24 protein-coding genes and 1 pseudogene are annotated in these 26,385 nt (G+C 61.2%); 17 read left to right on the top strand and 8 right to left on the bottom strand.

Annotated elements, in window-relative coordinates; genetic code table 11:
* Window positions 1-23 precede the first annotated feature (23 nt).
* A complete protein-coding gene (locus A5483_RS07140; RefSeq protein ID WP_063811386.1) occupies window positions 24-965 on the bottom strand; it encodes a DUF4439 domain-containing protein in 942 nt (313 codons plus the stop codon).
* 126 nt (window positions 966-1,091) lie between these two features.
* Here A5483_RS07140 and rimP point away from each other — a divergent pair, with 126 nt between their 5' ends.
* The 8 genes from rimP to rbfA all read left to right on the top strand — a co-directional run bounded on the left by rimP (window position 1,092) and on the right by rbfA (window position 9,828).
* Window positions 1,092-1,628 (top strand): ribosome maturation factor RimP, encoded by a 537-nt coding sequence (gene rimP / locus A5483_RS07135; protein WP_002548270.1) that lies wholly within the window; start codon window positions 1,092-1,094, stop codon window positions 1,626-1,628.
* A gap of 1 nt (window position 1,629) precedes the next feature.
* Entirely contained in the window at window positions 1,630-2,601 is a 972-nt protein-coding gene (nusA, locus tag A5483_RS07130; protein WP_002548269.1) for a transcription termination factor NusA, read from the top strand.
* Window positions 2,602-2,692: 91 nt separating this feature from the next.
* Window positions 2,693-2,941, top strand: a complete 249-nt coding sequence (locus A5483_RS11380) for a YlxR family protein (protein ID WP_081474382.1) — start codon at window positions 2,693-2,695, stop codon at window positions 2,939-2,941.
* A gap of 220 nt (window positions 2,942-3,161) precedes the next feature.
* Window positions 3,162-6,062 (top strand): translation initiation factor IF-2, encoded by a 2,901-nt coding sequence (gene infB, locus A5483_RS12615; protein ID WP_002548348.1) that lies wholly within the window; start codon window positions 3,162-3,164, stop codon window positions 6,060-6,062.
* 673 nt (window positions 6,063-6,735) lie between these two features.
* Window positions 6,736-7,539: an ABC transporter ATP-binding protein gene (locus A5483_RS07120; protein WP_063811385.1), complete on the top strand. Its 804-nt coding sequence runs from the start codon at window positions 6,736-6,738 to the stop codon at window positions 7,537-7,539.
* Window positions 7,536-8,708 carry a hypothetical protein gene (locus tag A5483_RS07115; protein WP_063811384.1) on the top strand — a complete coding sequence of 391 codons (1,173 nt, stop codon included), beginning with the start codon at window positions 7,536-7,538 and terminating at the stop codon, window positions 8,706-8,708. Before A5483_RS07120 ends, A5483_RS07115 begins: the two co-directional genes overlap by 4 nt.
* Window positions 8,705-9,316 (top strand): hypothetical protein, encoded by a 612-nt coding sequence (locus A5483_RS07110; protein ID WP_002516886.1) that lies wholly within the window; start codon window positions 8,705-8,707, stop codon window positions 9,314-9,316. The genes A5483_RS07115 and A5483_RS07110 overlap by 4 nt, the downstream gene beginning before the upstream one ends.
* An 80-nt stretch (window positions 9,317-9,396) precedes the next feature.
* Window positions 9,397-9,828, top strand: a complete 432-nt coding sequence (gene rbfA / locus A5483_RS07105; RefSeq protein WP_002516965.1) for a 30S ribosome-binding factor RbfA — start codon at window positions 9,397-9,399, stop codon at window positions 9,826-9,828.
* Window positions 9,829-9,891: 63 nt separating this feature from the next.
* Here rbfA and A5483_RS07100 read toward each other — a convergent pair whose 3' ends face one another.
* The 7 genes and pseudogenes from A5483_RS07100 to A5483_RS07070 form a co-directional block, all read right to left on the bottom strand.
* The gene (locus A5483_RS07100) at window positions 9,892-11,265 is read right to left on the bottom strand and encodes a sn-glycerol-1-phosphate dehydrogenase (RefSeq protein ID WP_063811383.1); all 1,374 of its coding nucleotides are present in this window, start codon (window positions 11,263-11,265) and stop codon (window positions 9,892-9,894) included.
* Between the two features lie 2 nt (window positions 11,266-11,267).
* Window positions 11,268-11,567, bottom strand: a complete 300-nt coding sequence (locus tag A5483_RS07095) for an HPr family phosphocarrier protein (RefSeq protein WP_042842510.1) — start codon at window positions 11,565-11,567, stop codon at window positions 11,268-11,270.
* Window positions 11,564-11,932 carry a PTS glucitol/sorbitol transporter subunit IIA gene (locus tag A5483_RS07090; protein WP_063811382.1) on the bottom strand — a complete coding sequence of 123 codons (369 nt, stop codon included), beginning with the start codon at window positions 11,930-11,932 and terminating at the stop codon, window positions 11,564-11,566. The genes A5483_RS07095 and A5483_RS07090 overlap by 4 nt, the downstream gene beginning before the upstream one ends.
* A 27-nt stretch (window positions 11,933-11,959) precedes the next feature.
* Entirely contained in the window at window positions 11,960-12,988 is a 1,029-nt protein-coding gene (srlE, locus tag A5483_RS07085; protein ID WP_002548349.1) for a PTS glucitol/sorbitol transporter subunit IIB, read from the bottom strand.
* 1 nt (window position 12,989) lies between these two features.
* A complete protein-coding gene (gene srlA, locus A5483_RS07080) occupies window positions 12,990-13,568 on the bottom strand; it encodes a PTS glucitol/sorbitol transporter subunit IIC (protein ID WP_002548249.1) in 579 nt (192 codons plus the stop codon).
* An 87-nt stretch (window positions 13,569-13,655) separates the two neighbouring features.
* Entirely contained in the window at window positions 13,656-14,159 is a 504-nt protein-coding gene (locus tag A5483_RS07075; protein ID WP_063811381.1) for a transcriptional regulator GutM, read from the bottom strand.
* Between the two features lie 15 nt (window positions 14,160-14,174).
* Window positions 14,175-16,079 (bottom strand): annotated as a pseudogene (locus A5483_RS07070) (BglG family transcription antiterminator).
* 472 nt (window positions 16,080-16,551) lie between these two features.
* On the opposite strand from A5483_RS07070, the gene A5483_RS07065 reads away from it, so the two are divergent.
* The 9 genes from A5483_RS07065 to dapB all read left to right on the top strand — a co-directional run bounded on the left by A5483_RS07065 (window position 16,552) and on the right by dapB (window position 26,374).
* Window positions 16,552-16,893, top strand: a complete 342-nt coding sequence (locus tag A5483_RS07065) for a cupin domain-containing protein (protein WP_349018636.1) — start codon at window positions 16,552-16,554, stop codon at window positions 16,891-16,893.
* Window positions 16,894-16,946: 53 nt separating this feature from the next.
* Window positions 16,947-17,834, top strand: a complete 888-nt coding sequence (truB, locus tag A5483_RS07060) for a tRNA pseudouridine(55) synthase TruB (RefSeq protein WP_063811380.1) — start codon at window positions 16,947-16,949, stop codon at window positions 17,832-17,834.
* A 320-nt stretch (window positions 17,835-18,154) separates the two neighbouring features.
* Window positions 18,155-19,474: a quaternary amine ABC transporter ATP-binding protein gene (locus A5483_RS07055; protein ID WP_042842527.1), complete on the top strand. Its 1,320-nt coding sequence runs from the start codon at window positions 18,155-18,157 to the stop codon at window positions 19,472-19,474.
* A 5-nt stretch (window positions 19,475-19,479) separates the two neighbouring features.
* Window positions 19,480-20,346, top strand: a complete 867-nt coding sequence (locus tag A5483_RS07050) for an ABC transporter permease (protein WP_063811379.1) — start codon at window positions 19,480-19,482, stop codon at window positions 20,344-20,346.
* A 42-nt stretch (window positions 20,347-20,388) separates the two neighbouring features.
* Complete coding sequence (locus A5483_RS07045) at window positions 20,389-21,396, top strand: glycine betaine ABC transporter substrate-binding protein (RefSeq protein WP_042842528.1); 1,008 nt, start codon at window positions 20,389-20,391, stop codon at window positions 21,394-21,396.
* Window positions 21,302-22,441 (top strand): bifunctional riboflavin kinase/FAD synthetase, encoded by a 1,140-nt coding sequence (locus tag A5483_RS07040; RefSeq protein ID WP_417033718.1) that lies wholly within the window; start codon window positions 21,302-21,304, stop codon window positions 22,439-22,441. The genes A5483_RS07045 and A5483_RS07040 overlap by 95 nt, the downstream gene beginning before the upstream one ends.
* Before the next feature lie 233 nt (window positions 22,442-22,674).
* On the top strand, window positions 22,675-22,938 hold the full coding sequence (rpsO, locus tag A5483_RS07035) for a 30S ribosomal protein S15 (protein ID WP_002548327.1): 264 nt from the start codon (window positions 22,675-22,677) through the stop codon (window positions 22,936-22,938).
* Window positions 22,939-23,260: 322 nt separating this feature from the next.
* Complete coding sequence (locus tag A5483_RS07030) at window positions 23,261-25,468, top strand: polyribonucleotide nucleotidyltransferase (RefSeq protein ID WP_002548256.1); 2,208 nt, start codon at window positions 23,261-23,263, stop codon at window positions 25,466-25,468.
* A gap of 165 nt (window positions 25,469-25,633) precedes the next feature.
* Complete coding sequence (gene dapB, locus A5483_RS07025; protein WP_002548277.1) at window positions 25,634-26,374, top strand: 4-hydroxy-tetrahydrodipicolinate reductase; 741 nt, start codon at window positions 25,634-25,636, stop codon at window positions 26,372-26,374.
* The last annotated feature ends 11 nt before the right edge of the window (window positions 26,375-26,385 follow it).

Raw genomic sequence — 26,385 nt, 5'->3', positions numbered from 1 at the left:
GGATTCGGGGCTTCAGGGTTTGCTTACACCCAACCTGGCCAGGTCGTCACGCCGGTACCCAGTTGGGCCAGAACCTGGGTTTGAGTCACCATCGCAGCAACCGCATGGGGGCGTGCTGCTGACCCACTGGCGCCTGTAACGCGGCCCCAACCGGAGAGCACATTCGTTTCCAACCCGGACCACAATGATCGGGTCGCTGCATCGTTGACGGGGGCAGGTGACATCGGATACCCGGGCAAGTCGGGAGTCGGCGTTGCTGAAGCATCTCGAATGTTTTGACGCACCTCTGCGCGCTGGGCAAGGACTTTCTCTCGACGGTCCCACCCCCAGGTGCGCAGCGGGTCGTTCTCCTCAAGGCGTCCGATACCCCACTCCAAGCCGGCAACGAGGGCGTTGAGGTGGGACAGTAACGCCTGCTGGGCGTCGGCGAGAGGTTCTTGTCCCACCGTCACTGGGACGACCTTTGGGGTCGGCTGGGGAACTGGACCAGTGGGATTGAAGGCCGAGCAGAACACCGACAGGCTGGCCCACAGCAGAGTTTCAGAGGAGTCCTGAGCTGTCCGGCAGGTCTCCAGATACTGGGTAGCGGCAGCCTTTTCGTGTTGTTGTAGCAGGGCCAGCGGTGACCCCTGGGTGCGAAGGGTGGGGGACACGGTGGCGGAGGGTACGGCGGTACTGCCGGAGAAGGGGTTGGACTGGCTTAGTACCTGGACGTGGCGATGGTGCGCTGCGGCGATTTCGTTGAGCACTGTCCGCTGGCCGTCCGCGGCGCTGCGAGCGGCTTTGTTAGCGAGGTCGGCTAGTAGTGCTTCCGTCGACACCGCGTCGTTTCGGTGCGGCATAGGGGTCGTTGCTGTGGAACGAACCGTCGTCGCCTTCTTCTTAGGAGAATCGTGATCACAACCCGTCAGCCCAATAGCAACAAGGGCAGCTCCGCTGGCAAGAATGGTTCTCCTGGCGATCATGGGTTCAGCCTATCGACACCCAGCTGCGTCATCGCGATAGCCGTCGATAAAGTGGTGTCCGGCTAGTAGGGGTAAGCGGCTAAACTCGATACGGACAATTTATAACGACAACAGGATGAGACACAGATGAATGCAGAGAGGCTGACAAGCCTGCTGGAACCGATCGTGTCCCAGGTTGGGCTCGAACTCGATCGCATCGACGTCGTACCCGCCGGACGCCGTCGCCTTGTGCGTGTAAGAGTTGACGGGGACGGCCCCGACGGCCACGGACCTAGCCTTGACGAGATTTCTGAGGCCACTGCCGAGATCTCGCGTTGCCTTGACGATTCCGGCGCTATGGGAGAATCTCCGTACACCCTTGAGGTCTCTTCGCGCGGGGTCTCTACTCCTTTGACTCAGCCGCGCCACTACCGACGTAATATTGGGCACCTGGTGCGGTTTACTCTTAACCCCACCGAAGGACAGAAGTCTGGGGAAACCTTTGACGGTCGTATCACTGAGGCTGGCGAGGAGACCGTGACCCTCGAGGTCGAGGCGGAAAACTCCAAACCACATAAGCCCGTGTACACCACCCGTGAGGTCCAGCTTGCTGACGTGGCGAAGGCCGTTGTCCAGGTGGAGCTCAATCGTCGCGACGCGCAGGCGTCGCAGGAGGAGAACTGAGATGGACATCGACCTGTCAACTTTGCGCATGATCGAGCGGGATAAGGACATCCCGCTTGATTATCTGCTGACGACCCTAGAGGACGCCCTCCTCAACGCATACGACAAGACGGAGGCTCCGGTTAAGGGGGCCAAGGTTCAGCTGGACCGTAAGACAGGCAATGTCGCGGTCATGCTCCCGGAGAAGGACGAGGAGGGTGAGGTTGTCGGCTGGTACGACGGCACTCCCAAGGACTTCGGACGCGTAGCCGCCTCAACTGCCCGCCAAGTGATCTTCCAGCGGCTGCGTGAGGCCGAGGACGAGCAGAAGTACGGACACTTCGTCGCTGTTGAGGGTGACGTCATTACCGGCGTCGTCCAGCAGTCATACCGCGATACCCGGACCGTTCGCGTTGACCTGGGCACGCTGGAAGGCATCATGCCTCCGGCCGAGCAGGTGCCCGGCGAGAATTACTCCCACGGGCGTCGTATCCGCGTCTACGTCGTGGCCGTTCGCAAGGAAGTCCGTGGCCCGCAGGTCATTGTTTCGCGTACTCACCCGAACCTGGTGCGCAAGCTCTTTGCTATGGAGGTGCCTGAGATCGAGCAAGGGGTCGTTGAGATCAAGGCCCTAGCTCGGGAGGCCGGTCACCGCTCAAAGATCGCTGTCGTCTCCCATAATCCCGACGTTTCTGCCAAGGGAGCCTGTATTGGCCCGATGGGTCAGCGGGTACGTGCTGTCATGCACGAGTTGGGTGAGGAGAAGATCGACATCATTGATTGGTCGGAAGACCCGGCCGAATTCGTGGGCGCTGCCCTGTCTCCGTCCAAGGTGTCTTCGGTGACGGTTATTGATCCGAAGGCTAAGACCGCTCGCGCGATTGTTCCGGATTACCAGCTGTCGCTAGCCATCGGCCGCGAGGGACAGAATGCCCGACTGGCCGCTCGCCTGACGGGATGGCGGATCGATATTCGTCCAGATAACCAGGTCTGAAATTGCCTGGCATAGACATATCGACGACGCCCGGCCTTCCTGCGCGGAGGGTCGGGCGTTGTGCGTGTGTGTATTGGCTTAAGGTGGGGGAGTGATCACACGACCTCAGCGCACCTGTGTCGGCTGCCGACGCGTCGATGACCCGGCGAATATGAGGCGGTATGTGCTAGTCGACGGAGTTGTGGTGGCCGATCTGACGGGACACGCTCAGGGCAGGGGAGCCCACGTCCACCTGAACAACGAGTGTTGGAGACGCGCGGTATCCGGTGGATTCGCGAGATCATTTCGTGCCCGCGTCGTGGTGTGTTCGGATGGCCAAGAGCAGTTGCCAGCGCGGTGAATTGGGCTCAGCAGGCCATTTTCGGTAAAATCAGTTACGCATGTCCGCCGGGAGGTCCGGCGGCCTCACCGAATCGTGTTTCCCGGTGGGTCGGCCCGCCCGGCTCAAGGGGACTGAATAGGAAGTGGGCAGTTGCTCATGAACACTCGATGAGTTCGCACTAATGAGGATTCACAACAACTAGGCCCAGGTCTATCGCGGCCGGGCCCGAAGGAGAGTAGTGGCCAAGGTCCGCGTCTATGAGCTCGCGAAGGAGCTCGGACTGTCAAGCAAGCAGCTTCTGGGGAAGCTCAACGATATGGGCGAGTTCGTCCGTTCGGCTTCCTCAACTATTGAGGCACCAGTTGTGCGGCGACTGCGTGATCAGATCGGTTCCGCTGAACCGGCTGCTGACGCCAAACCCGCGAAGCCTGCGTCTCGTACGTCGCAGGCATCTTCCAAAAAGACTTCCAAGGAGACCACATCGGCTAAGCCGACTCCCGGTCCGAAACCGGGGCCCGCGCCGAAGCCAGCGCCTGGTCCCCGCCCCGGCTCCAGTGGTGGCCCAAAGCCTGGTCGCAGCTCTGCAGCGCGTACCAGTGCGACTCCACGTCCGGGGCTCATAAAGTCGTCCGGTGACTCCCCTCAGCAGGAGCCCCCCGCCTCGACTCCGGAGCCGAAGCCGACTCCTAAGCCGGGTCAGAATGCTCCCAAGCCTCACGCTCCGACTCCGAAACCGAAGCCGGGCGCACCATCGAAGTCCCCGGCCCCTGGTGCCCGCCCGGGACCGCGCCCGGGCGGATCAGGTGGGCTGCCTTCCAGCGCTCGTCCCGGTCCGCGTCCGGGTGCCGGTCGTCGCACCGGCGCTCCGCGTCCCGGAAATAACCCGTTCGCCTCCAGTCAGGGAATGGGACAAGGCCGTCATCGTTCTGAAGGCGGACAACGTTCCGGTGGAGCCCCGCGCTCCGGTCAGGGCGAGCGTATGCCCCGTCCGGGTGGCAGCCAGGGATCGCGCGGCGGTTCCGGTATACCGCGCCCGAACCCGGCCATGATGCCGAAGCACCAGTCCTCGCAGATCGGCCCAACCACTACTGGCCGTGGTGGGCGCGGTGGTGGCCGTGGCCGCGGCGGGTCCCGCGGTGGCGGATTCGGCGGTGGTTTCGGCGGTGGACCTCGTGGTCCCATCGGCGGCGGCCGTGGTGGCCGTGGTGGCCGTGGTACCCAGGGCGCCTTTGGGCGCGGTGGTGGCGGTGGCCGCCGAGGTCGCAAGTCCCGTAAGCAGCGCAGGCAAGAGTTTGATGAGATGCAGGCACCGCTGGTCGGCGGTGTGCGCGTCCGTAAGGGCAATGGCGAGACTGTCCGGTTGCGCCGTGGTGCCTCGCTAACCGATCTGGCCGAGAAGATTAATGCCGAGCCGGCACAGCTGGTGCAGGTGCTATTCAATCTGGGCGAGATGGTGACGGCTACTCAGTCGGTGTCCGATGACACTCTGCAGGTCCTGGGTGACGAGCTCAACTACGAGATTCAGGTCGTCTCCCCAGAGGATGAAGACCGCGAGTTGCTGGAGTCGTTTGACCTCGAGTTTGGTGAGGACGAGGGCGACGAGTCCGATCTCGTTGCACGTCCGCCGGTTGTCACCGTGATGGGTCACGTTGACCACGGCAAGACGAAGCTGCTGGACGCCCTGCGCCACACCCACGTGGTGGAAGGCGAGGCCGGTGGCATCACCCAGGCTATTGGTGCTTACCAGGTCCAGACCGAGGTTGATGACGCCGAGCGCGCCATCACCTTCATCGATACTCCTGGTCACGAGGCGTTCACGGCTATGCGTGCCCGCGGTGCCCAGTCCACCGATATCGCGGTGCTGGTTGTGGCTGCTGATGACGGCGTGATGCCGCAGACCGTTGAGGCTCTGAACCACGCGAAGGCTGCTGATGTGCCGATCGTGGTGGCTGTCAACAAGATCGATAAGCCGGAGTCTGATCCGGATAGGGTCCGTGGACAGCTCACCGAGTACGGTTTGGTGCCGGAGGAGTACGGCGGCGACACAATGTTCGTCAACGTCTCTGCTCGCACCCATGAGGGCCTCGATGATCTCCTTGAGGCGATCGTGCTGACTGCTGACGCAGCCCTTGATCTGCGTGCCAATCCCGATATGGCCGCTCAGGGTGTTGCCATTGAGGCTCACCTCGATAAGGGGCGTGGTCCGGTGGCCACCGCCTTGATTCAGCGTGGCACCTTGCACATCGGCGACTCCATTGTTGCTGGGTCCTCCTATGGACGTGTGCGCGCCATGATTAATGATGAAGGTGACAGTGTTGACGAGGCTGCTCCGGCTACCCCGGTGCAGGTTCTGGGATTGACTTCTGTGCCTGGCGCTGGCGACAACTTCCTGGTTGTTGACGACGACCGGAAGGCTCGCCAAATCGCTGAAAAGCGTGAGGCTCGTATGCGTGCTGCCCAGCAGGCCAAGTCGTCGCGTCGCAAGACCCTTGACCAGCTGTTTGAGCAGTTGGAGAAGGGCGAGACTGAAGAGTTGCTGCTCATCCTCAAGGGTGACGGCGCTGGTTCGGTTGAGGCACTCGAGGATGCCCTGGCCAAGATCGATGTGGGCGACGAAGTCGACTTGCGCGTTATTGACCGCGGCGTCGGTGCCATTACCGAGACCAACGTCTCGCTGGCTGCCGCTTCCAACGCCGTTATCGTGGGCTTCAACGTTCGCCCGACCGCCCATGCCCAGCGCATGGCCGACGAGGAGAATGTCGACATCCGCTACTACTCGGTCATCTACGACGCCATCGGCGAGATCGAGTCCGCGCTGCGAGGCATGCTCAAGCCGATCTACGAAGAGAAGGCCATGGGCACCGCGGAGATCCGCCAGATCTTCCGCTCCTCGAAGGTTGGAACGATCGCGGGCTGCATGATCACCGACGGCACTATCCGTCGTCATGCCAAGGCCCGCCTGGTGCGCGACGGCGTGGTGGTCCAGGAGACCGAGATCAACACGCTGCAGCGCGAGAAGGATGCCGTCACCGAGGTGCGTGAGGGTTACGAGTGTGGTCTGACCTTGACCAACTACTCCGACATCCGTGTCGGCGACGAGGTCCAGTGCTACGAGATGGTGGAGAAGCCTCGCGACTGAGCTTGGTCACTGTCCTGAACGGGGCGTCCACGTGGAAGCGTGGTCGCCCCGTTCGTGTTTTGCCGCCGATTTGACCCATTGCGACCCGAAGGATATTATTATTCACAATTCGGTAACAATAGGGCGGTGTTGCCCCGTTGCGCGATGTACTGGAGAGATGGTTGACGAATGTACAAGAAAAGCCGCATTGTAGTTATGTTAGTATGTTAGCATTTGCCGAGTCTGTCTTTGGCTTGTGTTCTGCTGCGCCGGGACTTGCTGATACTATCAGAGCGACTCCTGTGACATCGTGGAAGAGTCTTTCTGTCACAGTAGGATCGGCGAAAGCATCAGGAAAAACCCAAGGACATAAGAAAGCCTACATGTCATCGGATGGTGTCTGGCATTCTCAGGCTAATTACATTTTCACTGTCGCGGGTCACAAGAAAACTGACAGGGGCGGTTACGGCAAGATCGACGCTTCCGTTCTTTATTATACCTGTCAGCCCATGCCGGGTGGAAACTGTATACCGAAAGTCTTAAGAACCGGGGCATCAGGCAGCACTGGGCGTTTGGTTGGTGGACAGGCGTACAGATGGGATGCTGACGCCAAGATCCGCGTTGGTCGTAATCAAAGAGGCGGTTGGCAACGTTCTTCTAAGATTTGTATCGACCTAGTGGCTCGACGTGATAAGTGCAGCGATGGGTTGAATTGGTGAGTTCTGACACGATTGAACTTGACGAGGTGGTCGTTCGATACCGGTCGGGTTGGCAACTGGGGCCGGTATCGGCCACCTTTCCGGTGGGGGTGAGTGCCCTTGTCGGCCCCACCGGTGCGGGCAAGACGACGATGCTTGCTGTGCTCACCGGAATCAAACGACCGAGGGCCGGGACGCTACGTCGTGACGGGCAACCCGTGAGGAGACGACGGGAGGGCTCTGGGTACCGGGCCCACATCGGGTACGTTCCGCAGGAATGCACCTGGTCACCGTCGTGGCCGGTCGAAGACTTTCTCGCCTTCTGTGCGCGCATGTATCGAGTACCGTCCACGCAGGTCAGGCACAGGTGCCAAGACGTCATGTCCGATCTGAACGTCGGTCAATTCGCCCACCAGCCCATCGGTACTCTGTCGGGCGGTCAAAAGCGTCGGGTCTTCCTCGCGGCGGCACTGGTTCACGACCCCGAGGTGCTCATTCTTGATGAGCCGACCGTGGGGCTGGATCCGGGGGAGCGGATCTCGTTTCGCCGCCACGTCGTCGAGCAGGCGGCCTCACGGGTCGTCGTGCTGTCCACCCATCTCATGGATGACGTCGCCTTGTCCGCAGACCAGGTGCATCTGGTCGATGGGGGACACATTACCTGGAGCGGCACGCTACCCGAATTGATGGCTGCAGCAGGAGAATCTGATTCACAGGACCACGTGTCAGTGGCTGAGCAAGGCTACCTGCACCTGATGCAAGGTCGCGCAGAATCCGAGCTCGTTGAGGGGGACCGATGAAAGCCTGTCTTCGGCAGGCCGTCTGGTCTGGGCTGGGGCTTGCCGTGTTGTGGGTCGCCACGAGCGTTGGCCTGATGCACATGTATCCCCGCGTGTGGAAGTCCTTCGCCTTGACGACGGGGAGTGTCTCGGTGGACACGGTCATCCTGTCTCCAGTGTGCTGCGGAGTCGGGGTGGCGTACGGCGCTCGTCTTCGCCGCGCCGGGGTCACGCGTACATCCCGAGCCTGGCCGCGCAGCGCCACCGCCGCCATCGTCACCACCTGGCTGGTGGGTGTCGGAGCCGTTCTGCTCCTGGCTGTGGGGGTAACGACCGCAATCCTCGCATTGGTGGCTTCCGGTGACGCCGATCCGCGACTCGTGATGGGTTCGGTCCTCACCGCCATGGCCGCCACGGCATTCCTGGCCCTGGGGGCCGTCCTTGGAGTGGCGGCTGGTTCCTATCTGCTCGCCGCTGTCGCTGCCATCGCGGTCTACTTGGTGGCGGGGGGCGTTCCTGAGGCCTATGACCTGCTCATCGGATGGCCTGGTCCTGCGGCCATCGACGGCGCCCCTTCGCATCTCACCTGGCACGCCATCGCGTTGTGGGCTGGACTCGATTGTGCCGTCATCGTCGTCTCCTTGGTGCTCGTGGGCGTGATCACGACACCCGGTGGTGGGCCTTGGTGGCGGTGGCTCACGGCGACGATTCTGGTGGCAGTGGTCATCGTTGACGCCGCAGCGACGATTCGGTTGGAGGAGGTGTGGGAATCCACGGATGATTGGCGGTGTCGTGAGGTCGGCAAGCATGGATCCATGGCATGCGTCTCCGGTGACCTGTCCTGGCGGCTGGAGGAGTACGCGACGGCGATGGGCCGCGTCGATGACCTGTTGATGGCCAGCGGGGTCCAGAGACGCATTGTCTACGCCCCCGAGGGAGGGCCAGGGAAGGCCGGTTACCTGCCGGTGCGGACGCACGTGTCGACCTCCTCCACAGCGAGAGAATGGGCCGGGGATCTCAACGCACCCCTGCTGGGTGACAACCTATTGGGAGTCGAGGATTCCACGTCCTCACAGTGTGACGGGACGGTCGAAATCCTTGACGACGCACTGGTGTCGGTCATGGACGGTCAACCCCTCGCCCCGGACTCGCTGCGATCCATGGTGGCACAGGTGAGGGCTTGTCCATGACGGGCCGGCTCTCCTGCTTCGGATGGTTCCTGCGCAGTCGCGGTCTGGTGGCCGTAGTGGCCTATCTGACGGTGGGAATGGTCTGTGCCCATCACCTTGGCGGCGACCTCGTCACCGTCCCGTTTGCCGGCAGCAGGTCGGTTGATGTGGGGCTGGGGCCTTCGAGCCTGAGTGGCATCCTCGCCTCCGTATTGTTCTCCTCCCCGGACCCACAACGGGAGCAGGCCTTCCCCGACCGTCCCATTCGCACCATGAGGGTGGTGTGGGCCGTCATCGTTCTGGTGTGGCCAGTGGCATGGGCCGTCCTGTTCAACGGTGACCAACCCATTTCTCAGTGGTGGGTGCTGTGGTTTGCGCGCAACCATGTCCTGCTGGTGGGACTGGCGATGGTCGCCAGCGTCGTACTGTCGGTGGCCTGGGCGTGGCTGCCGGGAACCATCTTCGTCCTGTCGTGCTGGATCCTGGGTACCAAGGATTCCGCGGCGACTCCCTACTGGTGGGCGCTGCTGAACCAGAGCCCTCTCGCCCCCCTGAGCCTGGCCGTTTCGGCCGCGTTGGTCGTCGTCGGGATGGTGCTGCAGTGGAGTACCCCCGGACCCCCGCGTTGACACTGGCTGCCGTGTGCGTCGGTGGGGACGGTGTGCAAAAATGGTTGATCCGCTCAGGACACCGATGGCGAGGAGAGATCATGAACACACCGAATCCGCGTGTCGCCAAGTTAGCCGATCAGATCCGAGTCGTGGTGGCCGAGACCCTTGAGCGTCGTGTCAAGGATCCCCGCCTGGGCTTCGTGACGATCACCGATGTGCGTCTGACCGGGGACTCCCGTGACGCCACTTTGTTCTGGACCGCGATGGGTACCGACAAGGAGATCGCCGGAACGGAAGCGGCACTTGAGTCGGCGAAGGGGATGCTGCGTTCCACCGTCGGCAAGAGACTCAAGCTGCGCTACGCCCCGACCCTGACCTTCGTGCGTGATGCCACTCCTGAGACCGCCAAGTCGATCGAGGACGCCTTGGCACGAGCTGCCGCTTCTGATGCCGAGATCGCTCGACGCTCCCAAGGTGCCATGCCTGCCGGTGAGGCTGATCCCTACCGTCATAGCGACGAGGAGGAGTGATAACTCCTGACGACATGGCGTGGCCCCGGACATGAGTCCGAGGTCAGCGTTGTGCCGGAGCAATTAGGTCCACAGTCCGTCCGGGGCGAACACCTCCTCGACGAGTTCCTCGTACCACCTCCCCTCACGTGCCAGGTCCAGGACGGTGTAGCGGGAGCGGTAGTACATAGCCTTGGGGAAGGTTGCCCGCACGTCGGCGGCGGTTAGTCCAATGTCCTCGGGACGGGACGGGGCCCCGGCCCGACGGAGCTGGTCGGCGAACACGCGGGCCCTCACTAGCTGTTTCTCAAGGGCTGCTCGGGTCTCGTGCCATCGGTCAACGACCCGATTGAGACGGGCTCGCAGCCCGTCGGCGTCAACGTATTTGACCTTTGTCTCCATGACGGCGTGGTCGGCCAGCGCACCCTCAAAGGTTGAGCGGATGTCGGACTCCACCGTCCGCCAGTCGGGCCATGCTGCGACTGCCGCGTCGATGTCGAGCCTGGAGAGGTCTCGGTCGAGGAACTTCTCGTAGAAGGCGAGCATGGCGAGGGTCCCGATGGCGACCTTGTGCCCGTGGGACAGTGGTGGGTTGCGATCGGTACCCACGTGGGCAAGCTCCCAGATGTGGCTGAAGTAGTGTTCGGCCCCAGACGCCGGACGAGTGCCGTCATAAACCTGCATCGCCAGGCCTGACAGGATGAGACCCTCCACCAGCCCGGAGAAGGCGTCCGGATCGCCGCGACGCAGGTCGTCGGGACATGATAGGGCGTCCCGGACGCCGCTCTGGACGAGGGTCCATACATGCTGGTTGAGTGGTTCTACCCCGGCGGCGTCAGCGATGATCCAGTCTGCGCCACCGGGAATCTTGGCAGCCAAGTCGCCATATCCGGATGCTGTCATGACCTGCGGTGCGGCGGCGGTGATGTCCAAGTCGAAAATGACAACTTGCGGTGCTACGCACTGCATCGTCACTTTGACCCCGTTGTCGCTGATGGGCGCCCCGGCCCCCGTGTAGCCGTCCATGGAGGCTGCAGTTCCGACGACGGCGTAACGGCGTCCCAAATCCTTGGCGGCCAGTTTCGTCAGGTCGTTGACGGTTCCTGACCCGACCGCGATCGGGACGACTGGCGAACCGGTCTCGGCGTCCAGGGTGCGCAGCCGGTCGGCGATGGTGTGGGCGTTGTCTAAGGAGGCGTGCAGGCAAGGCTCGGCAGGGAAGACCAGCGGGTCGCAGGCCGCCACTCCGGCCGAGCGTAAGCCGGCGTTGACGGCCTTCCCGGCCACTGCCCAGGTGCGTTCGTCGGCGACGACAAGGGCGGGCAGGTTGTGGCCCCTGGCGCGGCACATGTGCTCAGCCAGGACGTTTCCGGCACGATCGAGGACTCCCCGTCCCATTTCGACGACGTCGGTGTCCCCGGCGCCCGCGACGGCTGCCGCGATGATCTCGTCGCTCATGGTCAATCGTTCCCTTCGTTTGATGCAGTATGTGGTGTGGGGTCGTTTGCGGCGGACGTGAGGAATGTCGCGACTTCGTGCAGTGCCTCGACCTCGTCAGGGCCATCGGCCAGGATCTCGACGACGGCGCCCTCGCGGACGTCCAATCTCAGCAGGTCCGCTAGCCGGGTAAGACTGGCCGTCCCGCGTGAGGATCGCAGGAAGACACTGGCCGAGTGGCCGCAGGCCAGTAGTACGGCTTGTGCGGCCACCCTGGCGTGGATCCCGGCAGGGTGGCCTATTGTCACCTCAGTGCGGATCATGCTGACTCGATGAGGATTGTGCTGCCGGCCTGCGGTCTGGGCAGCTCACCGCCACAGCGTACGTGGAGGGCACCCTCGAGCCGTGGCTCGTCGGCGCCGTCGAAGACGAGGGTGACGTGCCCTAAGGAGTCGAGGTTGCGCTGTGCGAGGGCACCAATTGCTGTGATGGGGAAGCGGTGTTCGCCGATGGCGAGGACGTCACCGACGCCGATGGTGCCGCTCGAGGTCGCCTCGGGTAGGGCGTAACAGAAGTCGCGAAGTTCGTCGGGTGCCTTACCCCCGAATGTGACAAGCATGTTCTCGTCGAGAAAGGATTCGGCCTGCGAGCCGACGGCGCAGATTTGGTTGCGATATATGACAGACATTGATGTTCTCCGGATCAGGTGTGAGTGTCAGGATGCGTACAGGCCGATGCTGCACAGCCAGGCGATGGCGACTCGTGGGATGCCGTTAAGGAATCGCGAATACAAGACGCTGGGGACGCCAACCTCGACTGTTTCCGGGGCAGCCTCGGCTAGTCCTAGGCCGACCGGGATGAAGTCGCAGGCGTTCTGGGTGTTGATGGCGAACAGCGCTGGAAGGGCCAAGCTGGGATGGATGTTGTGCTTGCCGATCTCCACGCCGATGAGGGTGCCGATGATCTGACCGATGACGGCTCCTGGGCCGAGCAGGGGCGACAGGAAGGGCAGCGAGCAGATGAGGCCAAGGACGATGAGCCCGATGCCGTTGCCGGCCAGTGGGATGAGGAGCTTGGTGAACCAGGTGCCGAATCCGGAGGCGTTGATGATGCCGATGAGCATGGCTACGAACCCCATGAACGGGATGATGGTGGTCAGCATGGCTTGCACTGCGTCTCGCCCGGCTTGGTAGAACACTGAAATGACCTTGCCGGCGCCCAGACCGATCTTGTCCATGACGGTCTTGTTCTTTTTCTCGGCGACGGCTTCGGAAATCTTCTTGTCGGTGCTCCATTCCCCTTGGACGGTGCCACTCGTTCCCGCTTTCCGCCGTGGTGTGCTGGTGACGACCTCAGACGGAGTAGGGGAGTCAGCCAATCGGACCTGGTCGGCGCCGACGGCGGAGACATAGATCGACTCGTTGATGTACTGGGCCAGCGGACCGCTCTTGCCGGTTGGCATGACGTTGATAGTCGGGATTCCTTTACGGGGGTAGATCCCGCACCTCAAGGTTCCTCCGCAGTCGATGATGACGGCCATCGTCTCCTGTTCGGGGACGGAGGTGTTAAACCCATTGACCGGTTCGGCACCAGACAGCTCGGCGATGCGATCAACGACCGTGGGCCGGACGCCTCCGCCGACGATGTAGACGAGCTTGTGTTTAGTCTCGGTCGGGGTGATGGTGAGGGGGCCGCCGTAGCCGCCGGAGCCATGGGAAACGGTGACGGAGTGGTACTTGGTCATCTCAGGCCTCCACCAGGGTGTCGACATGGACGATCTTCCCGTCCATGGTGTCGGGGAGGATGACCTTCTGCTGCCTGCTCACGTATCTCGTGGTCAGGTCGGTCACCCAGCCACCGACGAAGTTGAGGACGAGACCAACAAGCAGGTAGCGGATCGCCAGCGGCCCGGTCGGTAGTCCAGCCTTCGTGATGCCCTGGGCAATGCCGAGCCAGATAAATAGTTCGGCAGGGTTGATGTGCGGGAAGATCCCGTTGCTGGTGTGGCAGAACTGGGCCGCTGAAGCGAAATAGCTCGGCTTATAGCGTTCCGGGAGGAATCGGCCCAGGGAATGCACCATCGGGTTGCACAGCATAAATGAGCCGATGAAGGGGAGCAGGAGATAGCGGCTGACGGGATTGTTTCCGGCTTTCTGGGCGAGGCGGTTGATCCGGTCCTCACCGATGAGGCGGATGATCGAGTTCATGGCGATGAGGAGCATAAGCACCAGGGGCACGATGCTTCCCATCCAGCTCACGAATGTCTTCGCACCTTCTTGAAACAGGCCGACAAACCATTCGGCGGCCTCCACCAGGTAGTGCATGATCAACTCCTTCGTGTGTAGTAGTGGTGTTGAGGGCGGGTCCCGAGCGGTGTAGACGCAGGGGAGAATTGTGTTGGGCGGAGCCGTTCAGTCGACGGCGGTGAGTCCACGTCTGCCGACGACGTGCCGGCTGGCACCCGCAGGTCGTTCAGGGGTGTGTCCGACCTTGGCGTCGACTCGGTTGACGACCTTCATAAGCGGGGTCGGGGGCTCGACCGGGATCTCGCCGGCCCGGATCGTGAGAAAGTTGTCGCGGGCGTTGGCGATGGCGCGCTGAGTTCCCCGGTCAGCTCGCACGGCTGTAGGGTCGATCTCCTCGACAGGCAACCCGTCGCAGACCGGGAAGTCTCTGAACCGGGCCAGAACAGTGATGCCGTTCATGCGACGGCCCGCGACGACGTGGTCACGGTCGTCGAGCAGGAACATGACGATGGCGCCGCGACTCAGTGCGTTCTTCTGTTTGCCGATGGCGACTCTCCCGCGTGTGCGCAGCAGTGTGTAGGTCGTGGAGAAATCCTTCATCTGACGCATGGCCAGGACGGCGTTGCACACGTAGATGATTGCGACGGTGGCAAGAACGGGCCAGAACATCGTCTCTCCTCGGAGTCAGGGATTGCAGGGGCGGGAAGCCATGAGCCAGAAGACGTCCTCATGGTTGGTGAGCGTGCTGAGCCGGTTGAGCAGATCTGGATCGTTGGTTAGGCGGATGATCTCGTCGTAGACGGTGACGAGGATGGTGTCGTCGTAGTCGGTTTTGTCGGGGACTCCCATGAGGAAGACGACGCGGGCACCGGGCTGTTGTGGGCTGCGTGGGATGGTCGCCATCGCCAGGATGATGCGGTCGGCTCCCGGAATGGTGGCGTGGGGGAACCCGACGAGGCCATCGAGCAGCATGGTCGCTTCTTCCTCACGAGCCCGCAGTGTGGCCAGGAAGGATTCGTCGGCCAGACCTTGATCGATCAAGTGGGCTGCGAGGGCTTCGGTTGCCGGCCAGTAACCGGTCCCCGTCGGCATGGCCATGAAACGGTCGGGGGAGAGCATCGACATGAGCAATGACGAGTTGGCCCCAGCAAGCTGGAGGTCGACGTGGCCGCGCAGGTTCAGCCGCGACAATCGACTGATGAGCTCGGCAGGATCGAAGACCTGGCCGAGCTGGATGATTGGGACATCGCCGACGGTAAAGGCCTCGGTGTCGACATCGGCAGTGGCGACGACGAGGTCGGTTCCGACCAGCGATGACTCGTTGACGCCGTCTCCGGTCAGCATGAGGTATTTGGTGCCGGGCGGGAGCACTTTGTCGAGTTGGATTCTCATGAGGTGGGCCGAGACCCGTCCGGTCGCCGTGATGATCGCCAACGTGAGATGGGGAGGGGTGCGGTGGGAGTCAAGGAAGACCTGATGGTAGCCGGTCAACAGTCCGGTCTCGGAGTCACTGATCCGCATGCCGGTGCGTTCCTCGATGACGTCGCGGCTTATCTCGGCCATCCGGTGGGCCACCGGATATTGGTCGCGGATGCCATGTATTGGCTGCTCGTCGATCGTGACGCGGAAACGCATTCGGTTGAGCATGAAAGCAAGGTGGTGGGCGAATTCGTCGACCAGCTCGTCGGCGTCCAGATGGATCTGCATGACCTCGGCGATGCGTTTGAAGATGGCGTCGACGAGGTCGGGGATCTCCCTGTCGACTGGGAAAAGCTGACGACCATGTGCACTGTCGGGGGTGCGCATTCCGGCGACCGACATAGCCAGGAAGAGTTCCTCCTCGATCGGGAAGGTGGTTGATACGAGACCTTCGGCCTCGCAGAGAAGCTCGGAAGCAATGTGGTGGGCGGGGCTGTCGCGCAGGCGTTGGTACTGCGCGGGCATCTCGTCCAGCGGGTGGCCGGTGAGGGTGCGATCGAGCAGAACGGTGAGCCAGCGACGCACGTAGTCACGTGATGGCCTGGACAGGTGAGCCTGCTCAGTGATCCGGGTGACGATGGCGACGATGTCATCGTCGATCGGATATTCGTCGACGAGTTCGGCGGGGTAGAGGGTCAGCTCTGCCAGACGTAAGTCGAGTTCCTCGGCGGTGAGACTGAAACCCCAGTTGGAAGGGCCCTCGACTCGGACTCCGAAGGGTCTTAGGGTTTCACGCAGCCGAGCGATGTCGGCGAGGACGGTTACTCGAGAGGCGCGGACGGTGTCGGCCAGGTCGTCCGAGGTCACCGGGCGCTCGGCGCACAGGAGGGTTCTGAACTCCTGTGCGCGGCGATGACGCGGGTCGTTGAGGGAGGCCGCGGCGCGAAGCAGACGGCCGCGGGCTTGGCTGTATCCCTACGGGTCGAGAATGTAGAGACGGTAACGGCCAGCGGCGGGGCGTACGGACGCTGCCGGGGCCAACATCTGGTTGAGCGTGTTGATGGAGTTGGTGACGGTGCGGGGGCTGACCTGCAAGCGTTCTGCCAGCGCGTCGGCGGAGGCGGTCAGCGATGTCTCTAGTTGTCTGAGAATCCACATTTCTCGGTCCATGGCGATCACCTCCTCGTGCTCGACCTCGTTGGTTGGCATGAAGTTAGCACCGCATCTGCGCCGCGATCTTACGGTATTGGGCGGACTTTTTTCCGGGTTTCGGAAAGGTAGCGGTGCGATGATTCACCTGGTGCTTATGCGGTTGTGTCCTACGCTCGTGCGTTGCCGATGGGTGGGAGTGAGCCTGCTCCCTGATGCCGGCCTTACTCGGAGCGCGTTGTTGACGTCGGCGGGAGGCCCGGCGCTGATCATGGGAGTAAACCGATCCTGATATGGTGCGTGAGCGTGAAGGCACGTCACGTGATTCTCCCTCAGGATGACTGCCCAACTGGCGGTGTCGTCAGGGCGCTGGCGCTTGATCTAGGCCGGCAGGCGTGTCTTGACGATGCGGGAGCTTTCGTCTGCAACTATCTTGCCGGGACCATGGTCACCGTGAGTGGATCATGACAACCATCCCGTCACAGCTACGACCATGAAGGGATACCTCATGACGGAAATGAACAACCTCGGGTTCATCGAGGACCTTGCCGCTCAGATTGACTACTCTGACGGGGCGACTGTTTCCAAGACTGTCATGCGGGCTGAGGGGGTGAACGTCGTCCTGTTCTCCTTTGCTGCCGGAGAGGAACTGTCGGAGCACACGGCTGCAATGCCCGTTATCGTCGAGGCTCTCGAAGGTCAGCTCGAAATTACTGCCGAGGGTCGCACAGTGACTCTGAACCCTGGAGGTATGGTGCATTTCACCACCCGTCTGCCCCACTCGGTGAGGGCAGTTGAGGCCTCGAAAATGGCTCTATACATGATCACCGCGTGACGTGTGGCAGCCCAAGCTTGTTGAGGTCCTCCTGAGCCGGGATACTGGCTGCGATGAATACTCTCCACTCCGGCATCCTTGTCGTTGACAAACCGGCCGGCGTCACCTCTCACCAGGTAGTCGGACGGGTGCGGCGCCTCATGGGTACCCGCAAGGTCGGCCACGCCGGAACCCTCGACCCGATGGCCAACGGCGTGCTCATTGTTGGGATCAACCGTGCGACTCGACTGTTGGGTCATCTGTCTCTGCACGACAAGGACTACACCGCCACCATGAGGTTGGGGGTGGGCACTGTCACCGACGACGCTGAGGGGGAGGTCACTGCGACGACTGACGCTTCCGCGATCGATGATGAGGCTATTGGTGCCGCGATGTTGCGTCAGACCGGGCAGATTCAGCAGGTCCCTACCGCCGTTAGCGCGATCAAGGTTAATGGCCAGCGCGCCTACGCCAAGGTGCGTGCTGGGGAGGACGTCGTCCTGCAGCCGCGCGCCGTCACCGTTTCTCGGTTTGAGGCTACTGCTATTCGACGGCAGGGTCAGGTAGTTGACGTCGACGTCGAGGTCACGTGCTCCTCGGGGACCTACGTGCGGGCGCTAGCTCGTGACGTCGGTGCAGATCTCGGAGTTGGGGGACATCTCACCGCGCTGCGTCGTACCCGCGTCGGGCCGTTCGATCTCACGGCTGCCTGCCCAGATATTTTCGCTGAGGGCGCTGTCACGCCTACTCCGATGACAATGGCTGAGGCTGCTGCACTGAGTTTTCCCATTGTTCATGTCACTGCGGACCAAGAAGCCGCCATCCGAGTGGGTCGACGTCTAAATATCACCGTGCCGGCGGAAGTGACCGCAATGATTGCGGAAACTGGGGAATTATTGGCCCTTTATCGTCCGGATGACGAGAAAGATGGCCAGAGTCGCGCAATATGCGTGTTGGTTTGACGAGGCCGTCGCGCCAGTCAGGATGCAGCGCCATACGGTGCGCTCAGCTACGTACCGCCGCGTGGAGTGACATATCACACATCGAGCTATATTGATGTCGCATTACGGTATGATTAAAGCAGCATAGTAAATATTCTACAACAATTCTAGTTGCATAAATAACGGTATTAGTATTTGCAGAAATAGATATAGCGTGATATCATTAAATAGTTCATTTACGCTGATGTCGATGCCGTTATTTCGGTGCTCGATGTTGCCGTGACGTGAAACTGTGGTGTTTTTGCGCCGCCTGGGTTATTTCCAAATCGTCCATACGAAAGGTGCCGTACGACGTGGATCTAGTTCGAGCATCCCACCTGTACAAGGTTTTCGGTAAACACGAGCGCCAAGTGATCGAAAGACTCAAGGCAGGGGAGTCTCGAGAAGAACTCGCCTCTCTCGGCACGGCGGCTGTTATCGACGTGAGCTTTGAGGTCGCTAGGGGAGAGACCTTCGTCGTCATGGGCCTGTCGGGGTCTGGGAAGTCCACCCTCATCAGGATGATTAATGGGCTGTGGTCCCCATCTGAAGGCACGGTCGAGGTTGCGGGCAAGGTCGTTTCTGACATGAATGACGCTCAGTTGCGGGAACTGCGCCGGGACCACGTCTCGATGGTGTTCCAGCACTTCGCGCTGCTTCCGCACCTTACTGTGCGTGAAAATGCGGCCTACGGGCTGAAGTTGCAGGGCAAGCTCAAACAGAAAGAACGCCTTGAGAAGGCCAACGAGTGGCTGCACACGGTGGGCCTTAACGGATGGGGAGACAAGTATCCTCATCAGCTTTCCGGTGGCATGCAGCAGCGAGTCGGACTGGCGCGCGCACTCGCAGCCGAGACTGACATCCTGCTCATGGACGAGGCTTTCTCCGCCCTTGACCCGCTTATTCGTCGCGAGATGCAAGATCAGCTCCTCGAGCTGCAGGGCACCCTCAACAAGACAATCATCTTCATTACCCATGACCTCAACGAGGCCATGTACTTGGGCGATCACATCGCCGTGATGCGCAACGGTCGTGTTGCCCAGATCGGTACCTCCGACGAGATCCTTACTCAACCTGCTGACGACTACGTTGCGGACTTCGTCCAAGACGTTGACCGCAGCCGAGTGTTGACTGCGTCGGCGGTCATGCGTCCCACCGAGGCGGTCGTTTCTCGGTCGGCAGATCCTCGACGAGTCCAACGCATCATGGACCAGCGCGATTGGTCCGGCGTCTTTGTCGTAGATGAGCATCGTCGTTTACTTGGCATGGTCGGCGATCAAGAGGTCATCGAGGCTGCTCGTCACGGACATCGCAGCATTGCTGATGCGGTGGAAACTAGCGGCATTCTCACAGCACGGACTGACACCCCGTTGTCGGAGCTTTTCGCTCCCACGAGCAACGCCAGGGTGCCGTTGGCTGTCGTCGACGATGATTTTCACCTCATGGGCGTCATCTCTCGGGTGGCCCTGCTCGACGCGATGTCACGAGCTCGCGACGAGGCAGGAGAGGGATCTGTCATGTCCTTGGAGAACACCGGAAAGCTTCCCGTCATAAGGGATACCGGTGACCCGGTCGGTCTTCCGCCGGCTGACCAGATCGCGACCATCGAGAAGGAGGCCTGATTGCTATGGGCTTTAATTTCGCCAACCCTCGGATTCCGCTCGGTAGCTGGATTGAGACCTTCTTTGACTGGTTCCAGAACGCTTTCGACTGGCTCATCACGTTTACAAACGTTGTTATTGGTGGCATGTACCACGGTCTAGATCTGGTGCTGTCCAAGCCGTTGTACCTAGTCATGATGGTGGTCTTCGCCGCTATCGGGTGGGCCTGCGCCAACTGGAAGGTGGGCTTGTTCGCCCTCATCGGCTTCTACCTGGTGAGGGCTATGGACCAGTGGAACAACACCATGCAAACTCTTGCCCTGGTGGTAGTAGCGGTGATTCTGGCCCTTATCCTGGCGATTCCGCTAGGTATTTGGGCGGCCAAGTCGAAGCGATTCTCGGCCATCATCAAACCGATTCTCGACTTTATGCAGACGATGCCTTCGCTGGCGTACCTGGTTCCAGTCATCGTGCTCTTCGGTATCGGGCAGGTGCCCGGCGCTATCGCCACCGTTATCTTCGCGCTACCACCGGGAGTACGGTTCACCGAATTGGGCATCCGTGGAGTCGACACCGAGACCGTTGAGGCCGGCGCCGCATTCGGTGCTAACCCCCGTCACATCTTGTGGCGCATTCAGATGCCGCTAGCTATGCCGACGGTAATGGCCGGCGTCAATCAGGTCATCATGTTGGCCCTGTCTATGGTCGTGCTCTCGGGCATGGTCGGTGCTGGCGGCCTCGGTGGTGACGTCGTCGCAGCCTTGTCTCAGGTCGATATCGGTCTAGGCATGGAGGCTGGCTTGGCAGTAGTTGTCGTCGCTGTATATCTGGACCGCATCACGAGCGGACTAGCTAATCGCACCCCGCTCGCCCGAGCACAGCAGGCGAGCTGAGTTGATGCACACGAACACGAGGAAGTACCGATGAGCACAAGCATGGTTCGACGCAAGGTCATCGCCGTGGCATCCGCCGTAACGATGGGGGCCCTAGCCGTATCGGGATGCGGTGCCACCAACAGTGGAAACGGGGAGCCTGGTGGGTCCGACACCGGCATGGATAACGTCAACACGAAGTGGGCCGACTGCACCCCGGGCCATGGGTCGAAGGACACCACTTCTATGAAGGCTGACAGTAAGAAGGACATCACCATTGGTGCCTTTAACGGCTGGGATGAGTCCTTCGCGACTGCCGGGATTATGAAAAACGTCCTGGAGAAGGACGGATATAAGGTGACGATCAAGGGCTTTGATGCTGGTCCAGGCTATGCCGGACTTGTCGCCGGAGATATCGACCTCCTCACTGACAGCTGGCTGCCGGTCACCCACGCCGACTACGTAAAGCGGTATGGCAACAAGATGGAGAACCTTGGTTGCTGGTACGACAACGCTAAGTTGACTATCGCTGTCAACAAAGACTCCAAGGCACGCACCATCGGCGACCTCAAGACCATGGGTGATGAGTACGACAATACTCTGTACGGCATCGAAGCTGGTGCTGGTTTAACCAAGACGACCAAGGACTCGGCCATCCCGAAGTATGGGTTGAAGAACCTCAACTTCAAGATCTCGTCGACCCCAGCTATGTTGGCTCAACTTAAGAAATCTATCGACGCTGATCAGGACATCGCAGTGACCTTGTGGCGCCCGCATTGGGCCTACGGCGCTTTCCCGGTTCGCGACCTGAAAGATCCTAAGAAGGCTATGGGCAATGCTGAGGTGATCTACAGCTTCGGCCGTCCGGGTTTTGAGCAAGACTTCCCGAAGGCGGCCCAGTTGATGCGCAATATGGCCTTTGACGACGACAAGTTGTCCGACCTTGAGGACACTATGTTCTCTGCGGATAAGTACGGTGGCAAGAACCAAGAGAAGGCCGTCGAGGAATGGACCTCACATAACAAGACCTGGGTCGACAAGCTCAAGACTGGCCAACTTGCCAAGAAGTGAGTCAGGCATCGGTACGACAACGGGCCGCCCTTGTGGGCGGCCCGTTGCCTATCCCGCCGGCGCTGATCCTTACAGGTCGGGTGAGGACAGAGCGTCCGGTGGGATTCGGGTTCAACCGGATTCGCACCATAGACTGCCCAACGTGTCTGTTCCCGAGGAATCGTCGACTGTTGTCATCGGAAACTTCGATGGTGTGCATCGAGGCCACCAGGCCCTTGTCCAAGAGGCCACGAGGCTGGATCCGGACGGCCACGTCGTCGTCGTCACCTTCTGGCCTCATCCGCTGACCGTTCTCGCCCCCGACCATGCCCCGGCCTTGCTGTGCCCGCTGGAGCGACGGATCGAGTGGCTCAAGGATGCCGGTGCCAGCGAAGTGCGCGTGGTGAATTTCACCACCGAGATCGCCAGTTGGTCTCCAGCGGCGTTTGTTGGGCGGGTGCTCGGGCCCTTACAGCCCAGGCATGTGCTGGTGGGACAGAATTTCCGCTTCGGGCGTCACGCGGTAGGCACGCCGGATACTCTGACCGAGGTGGGGCGCGGTCGCTTCCAAGTGCACGCCATGGACCTCGTGGCTATCTCAGGGCTGACGGTATCGTCAACGCGGGTGCGTGAGGTCGTTGCTGCAGGCAAGGTCACCGAGGCGGCAGAGCTGCTAGGCCGGCCCTTTGAGGTTGGTGGGGTTGTCGTCATGGGCGACCAGCGGGGACGTGAACTCGGATTCCCGACGGCTAACCTCGTTATGCCTCGGGATCGCGCCATACCTTCTGACGGGGTGTACGCCGGATGGCTGGAGCCCAGCAGCGGCCCGGACGCTGGCCGGCGCCTTCCATCGGCAATCTCGGTCGGCACGAATCCGACTTTCGATGGGGTCGAGCGTCGCGTCGAGACCTACGTCATCGATCGTGACGACCTGGAGCTGTACGGAGTCGACGTTGCGGTGACTTTCGCTGAGAGGCTGCGCGGCCAAATCAAATTCGACGGGATTAAGCCGTTGATCTCTCAGATGGCGCACGACGTCGAGGCAGCTAAGCGAGCTTTGTCCTGAGGGCATGGCTTGTGCGGGTCCGGGTTTGTTTGGGGCTACCAGTCGGATCCGCTGGGCGAAGAGTTTGCTTGGGTCTTCGCCTCGGCACCTCATCTCGCGTAAGGATTCGCGCGTAATCGGGGATAGCTGATACTCTCTCCCAGTTGCCGTTAGATCGGCCGCGGCCTAGGAAGAGTCTCCTGCAATAAGAGCGTCGGAGACGCCGTGCAACGGACAGAAAGGGATCTACTGAGATGGATGCTGCCGAAAAGAAGAAGGTCATTGAAGAGTATGCGACCCATCCTGGAGACACGGGATCCCCGGATGTTCAGGTTGCCATCCTCACAAAGCGCATTGCCGAGCTCACCGAGCATCTTAAGGTTCACAAGGGCGATCACCATTCTCGTCGTGGCCTGATGCTCATGGTTGGTCAGCGCCGTCGGTTGCTCAATTACATCGCGAAGAATGATATTGAGCATTACCGTGAGTTGATTGCTCGCCTGGGTCTGCGCCGCTGAAGGCTATAGATCATATGTGACGGGGTGTCCCTACCGGGGCGCCCCGTTTGCTGTATTCGCACCATGCTCAGGCCTTGGCCGAACCTGCGATGATAACCACGTACACCCTGGCAATTCGTGGGATTCGCCGCCGATGCCGTAGACTCAAGGCCACAATAAGAATCACTGTAACCGTCGACTGCCTCCCCACGACACATGGGTCCTCGGTAGTGGTCACCGGGGCACGGTCCCGGCGACTTCGATCGAAGACCGGTGTGGTTTATCAGGGGGCGCCTTCTGGAGCGCCTGCGGGCGGTGGTCGGCCCTGCGAAAGGATATCCCTGTGGAGGGACCCGGACTCGAATTCACCGAGGCCATTATCGACAACGGCAAGTTTGGTAAGCACGTCGTCCGTTTTGAGGCGGGACTGTTGGCCCAGCAGGCTGATGGATCCGCTGCCGTCTATCTTGATGGTGACACCATGCTGTTGTCGGCCACCACGGCCGCTAAGACTCCCCGCGATTCCATCGACTTCTTCCCGTTAACGGTCGACGTCGAGGAGCGCATGTACGCTGCCGGACGTATCCCCGGCTCTTTTTTCCGCCGTGAGGGACGCCCGTCTGAGGGGGCCATCCTCGCCTGCCGTCTTATTGACCGTCCGCTGCGTCCGTCCTTTGTTAAGGGGCTGCGCAACGAGGTTCAGGTCGTTGTCACTGTCATGGCTCTCAACCCGGCGGTCTATTACGATGTCGTGGCTATCAATGCCGCCTCGATGTCCACCCAGCTCGCTGGTCTGCCGTTCTCCGGGCCGATTGGTGGCGTCCGGATGGCCCTCATTGATGACCAGTGGGTGTGTTTCCCCTCCACCGATCAGCGCAAGGAGTCGACCTTCGACATGGTCGTCGCCGGTCGCGTGCTCGCTGACGGCGATGTCGCCATCATGATGGTCGAGGCAGAGTCGACCCCGGCTACCTGGGGCCTCGTGCGCGGCGGGCGCACCGCCCCGACGGAGGAGGTCGTCGCTACTGGTCTAGAGGCCGCCAAGCCCTTCATCAAGGTGTTGTGTGACGCCCAGGTTGCCCTGGCAGCCAAGCTACCCAAGGAGACCTACGACTTCCCGGTCTTCAAGGATTACGAGGATGACGTCTACGCTGCCGTCGAGGAGAAGGCTGCTGAGGAACTCTCCCGCATCGAGCAGATCGCTGCGAAGCTGGAGCGTCAGGAGGCTGAGTCCGAGCTCAAGGCCCGCATCAAGGCTGAGCTTGCTGAGACCTTCCCGGAACGCGAGGCTGAGGTTTCCGGAGCGTTTAAGGCCGTTATGAAGAAGATCGTCCGCAAGCGTGTCCTTGACGAGGGCGTGCGAATCGACGGTCGTGGGCCTCGTGATATCCGTTCCCTGTCAGCTGAGGTTGGCATCATCCCGCGGGTTCACGGTTCGGCTCTGTTCCAGCGTGGCGAGACCCAGATTCTGGGCGTGTCGACCCTCAACATGCTCGACATGGAGCAGAAGCTCGACACTCTCTCCCCGGAAAACACCCGGCGGTACATGCACAACTACAACATGCCGCCCTACTCCACCGGTGAAACTGGTCGTGTTGGCTCCCCGAAGCGCCGCGAGATCGGCCACGGCAACCTTGCCGAGCGGGCCCTCATCCCGGTGTTGCCGACCCGCGAGGAATTCCCCTACGCCATCCGCGAGGTTTCTGAGGCCATTGGCTCTAATGGTTCGACCTCGATGGGGTCGGTCTGTGCCTCCACCTTGGCCCTGCTCAACGCCGGTGTGCCGTTGCGCGCCTCGGTCGCTGGAATCGCTATGGGCCTCATGAGTGAGACTGATGAGGACGGCAAGACCAAGTACCTGGCCCTCACCGACATCCTCGGTGCCGAGGATGCTCTCGGCGACATGGACTTTAAGGTGGCCGGTACTAGTGAGTTCGTCACCGCGTTGCAGTTGGACACCAAGCTCGACGGGATTCCCGCCGACGTGCTCGCTGGTGCTCTCAAGCAGGCGAAGGAAGCCCGTACCGCGATCCTTGAGGTTATGAACGACGCCATCGACTCTCCCGACGAGATGGCCCCGACTGCCCCGCGTATCATCACCGTGCGCATCCCGGTGGACAAGATCGGTGAGGTTATCGGGCCCAAGGGCAAGATGATTAACCAGATCCAGGACGACACTGGCGCCAACATCTCCATTGAGGACGACGGCACCATCTTCATCGGGGCTGATGACGGCGATTCGGCCGATTCTGCCCGTTCGATGATCAATGCGATCGCCAACCCGCAGATGCCCGAGGTCGGTGAGCGTTACCTTGGCACCGTCGTCAAGACGACGAGCTTCGGCGCTTTCGTCTCGCTACTGCCTGGCAAGGATGGCCTGCTGCACATCTCTAAGATGCGCGACCTCAACGACGGTAGGCGCGTCGAGGCTGTCGAGGATGTGCTGTCGGTCGGTCAGAAGATTCAGGTGGAGATAGCTGAGGTCGATGACCGCGGCAAGCTCTCCTTGGTGCTGGCCTCCGACGAGGAAGACGACGACACTGACGAGTGAGTCGTAATCCCGTACGAGGGAATTGACGTTTTCGGGCTGTCCCAGCATTGTGCCGGGGCAGCCCGTTCGTTATGCGCGGATAGAACATGGTCCAGAGACGTCAGCCCTGCTAGGTAGTCTGGACCAGGCGCCTGAGAGGTGCCGTCGTCAGGAAGGAAGGTCCAGATGATTAAGGTCGCCGTATTTGGAGCCAAGGGACGGATGGGAGCTGCGGTGTGCCAGGCCGTCGAGGAGGCTGAGGACACCGAACTTGTTGGGGCTGTTGATAGCGGTGACGATCGTTCCGCAGCGTTGGGAGCCGACGTCATCGTCGACTTCACTACCCCCGACGCCGTTATGGATAACCTTTCATGGGCTATCTCCCATGACATCAACACCGTCGTCGGCACGACTGGGTTTGACGATGAGCGGTACCAGACTCTGCGTGACCAGCTCGCCAATCATCCGAGTACCGGCTGTTTGGTGGCCCCGAACTTCTCTATTGGCGCTGTCCTCATGATGCACTTTGCTGAGCAAGCCGCAAAGTTCTACGAGTCTGCGGAGATCATCGAGCTGCACCATCCCAATAAGGTTGACGCGCCGTCCGGTACTGCCCGCACAACCGCGACCAAGATTGCCGCGGCACGACAAGAGGCTGGTTTGGGAGAGGTCCCGGACGCGACGAAGAGTCAGCTCGACGGGGCTCGCGGAGCTGTTGTTGATGGGGTTCACGTCCATGGCGTGCGCCTGCGTGGCCTCATCGCCCACCAAGAGGTGCTATTCGGAGCCGAGGGAGAAACTCTCACGATCCGTCACGATTCCATGGACCGAGTGTCCTTCATGTCGGGTGTGTTGACGGGGGTTCGGGGAGTCCTTGATCGTCCTGGTCTGACTATCGGTATTGAAGGGTTGTTGGGACTTGAATGAGCGTCCTATGT

The sequence above is a fragment of the Cutibacterium namnetense genome (assembly GCF_001642025.1).
Lineage (GTDB): Bacteria > Actinomycetota > Actinomycetes > Propionibacteriales > Propionibacteriaceae > Cutibacterium > Cutibacterium namnetense.
This window is presented reverse-complemented; position numbering and strand designations above follow the sequence as displayed.

What these genes read in the sequence shown, in the direction of transcription:
- A5483_RS07140 (WP_063811386.1), bottom strand. Translation starts at nt 965, where the DNA reads ATGATCGCCAGGAGAACCATTCTTGCCAGCGGAGCTGCCCTTGTTGCT.
- rimP (WP_002548270.1), top strand. Translation starts at nt 1,092, where the DNA reads ATGAATGCAGAGAGGCTGACAAGCCTGCTGGAACCGATCGTGTCCCAG.
- nusA (WP_002548269.1), top strand. Translation starts at nt 1,630, where the DNA reads ATGGACATCGACCTGTCAACTTTGCGCATGATCGAGCGGGATAAGGAC.
- A5483_RS07115 (WP_063811384.1), top strand. Translation starts at nt 7,536, where the DNA reads ATGAAAGCCTGTCTTCGGCAGGCCGTCTGGTCTGGGCTGGGGCTTGCC.
- A5483_RS07110 (WP_002516886.1), top strand. Translation starts at nt 8,705, where the DNA reads ATGACGGGCCGGCTCTCCTGCTTCGGATGGTTCCTGCGCAGTCGCGGT.
- rbfA (WP_002516965.1), top strand. Translation starts at nt 9,397, where the DNA reads ATGAACACACCGAATCCGCGTGTCGCCAAGTTAGCCGATCAGATCCGA.
- A5483_RS07100 (WP_063811383.1), bottom strand. Translation starts at nt 11,265, where the DNA reads ATGAGCGACGAGATCATCGCGGCAGCCGTCGCGGGCGCCGGGGACACC.
- A5483_RS07095 (WP_042842510.1), bottom strand. Translation starts at nt 11,567, where the DNA reads ATGATCCGCACTGAGGTGACAATAGGCCACCCTGCCGGGATCCACGCC.
- A5483_RS07090 (WP_063811382.1), bottom strand. Translation starts at nt 11,932, where the DNA reads ATGTCTGTCATATATCGCAACCAAATCTGCGCCGTCGGCTCGCAGGCC.
- srlE (WP_002548349.1), bottom strand. Translation starts at nt 12,988, where the DNA reads ATGACCAAGTACCACTCCGTCACCGTTTCCCATGGCTCCGGCGGCTAC.
- srlA (WP_002548249.1), bottom strand. Translation starts at nt 13,568, where the DNA reads ATGCACTACCTGGTGGAGGCCGCCGAATGGTTTGTCGGCCTGTTTCAA.
- A5483_RS07075 (WP_063811381.1), bottom strand. Translation starts at nt 14,159, where the DNA reads ATGTTCTGGCCCGTTCTTGCCACCGTCGCAATCATCTACGTGTGCAAC.
- A5483_RS07065 (WP_349018636.1), top strand. Translation starts at nt 16,552, where the DNA reads ATGAAGGGATACCTCATGACGGAAATGAACAACCTCGGGTTCATCGAG.
- truB (WP_063811380.1), top strand. Translation starts at nt 16,947, where the DNA reads ATGAATACTCTCCACTCCGGCATCCTTGTCGTTGACAAACCGGCCGGC.
- A5483_RS07050 (WP_063811379.1), top strand. Translation starts at nt 19,480, where the DNA reads ATGGGCTTTAATTTCGCCAACCCTCGGATTCCGCTCGGTAGCTGGATT.
- A5483_RS07045 (WP_042842528.1), top strand. Translation starts at nt 20,389, where the DNA reads ATGGTTCGACGCAAGGTCATCGCCGTGGCATCCGCCGTAACGATGGGG.
- rpsO (WP_002548327.1), top strand. Translation starts at nt 22,675, where the DNA reads ATGGATGCTGCCGAAAAGAAGAAGGTCATTGAAGAGTATGCGACCCAT.
- dapB (WP_002548277.1), top strand. Translation starts at nt 25,634, where the DNA reads ATGATTAAGGTCGCCGTATTTGGAGCCAAGGGACGGATGGGAGCTGCG.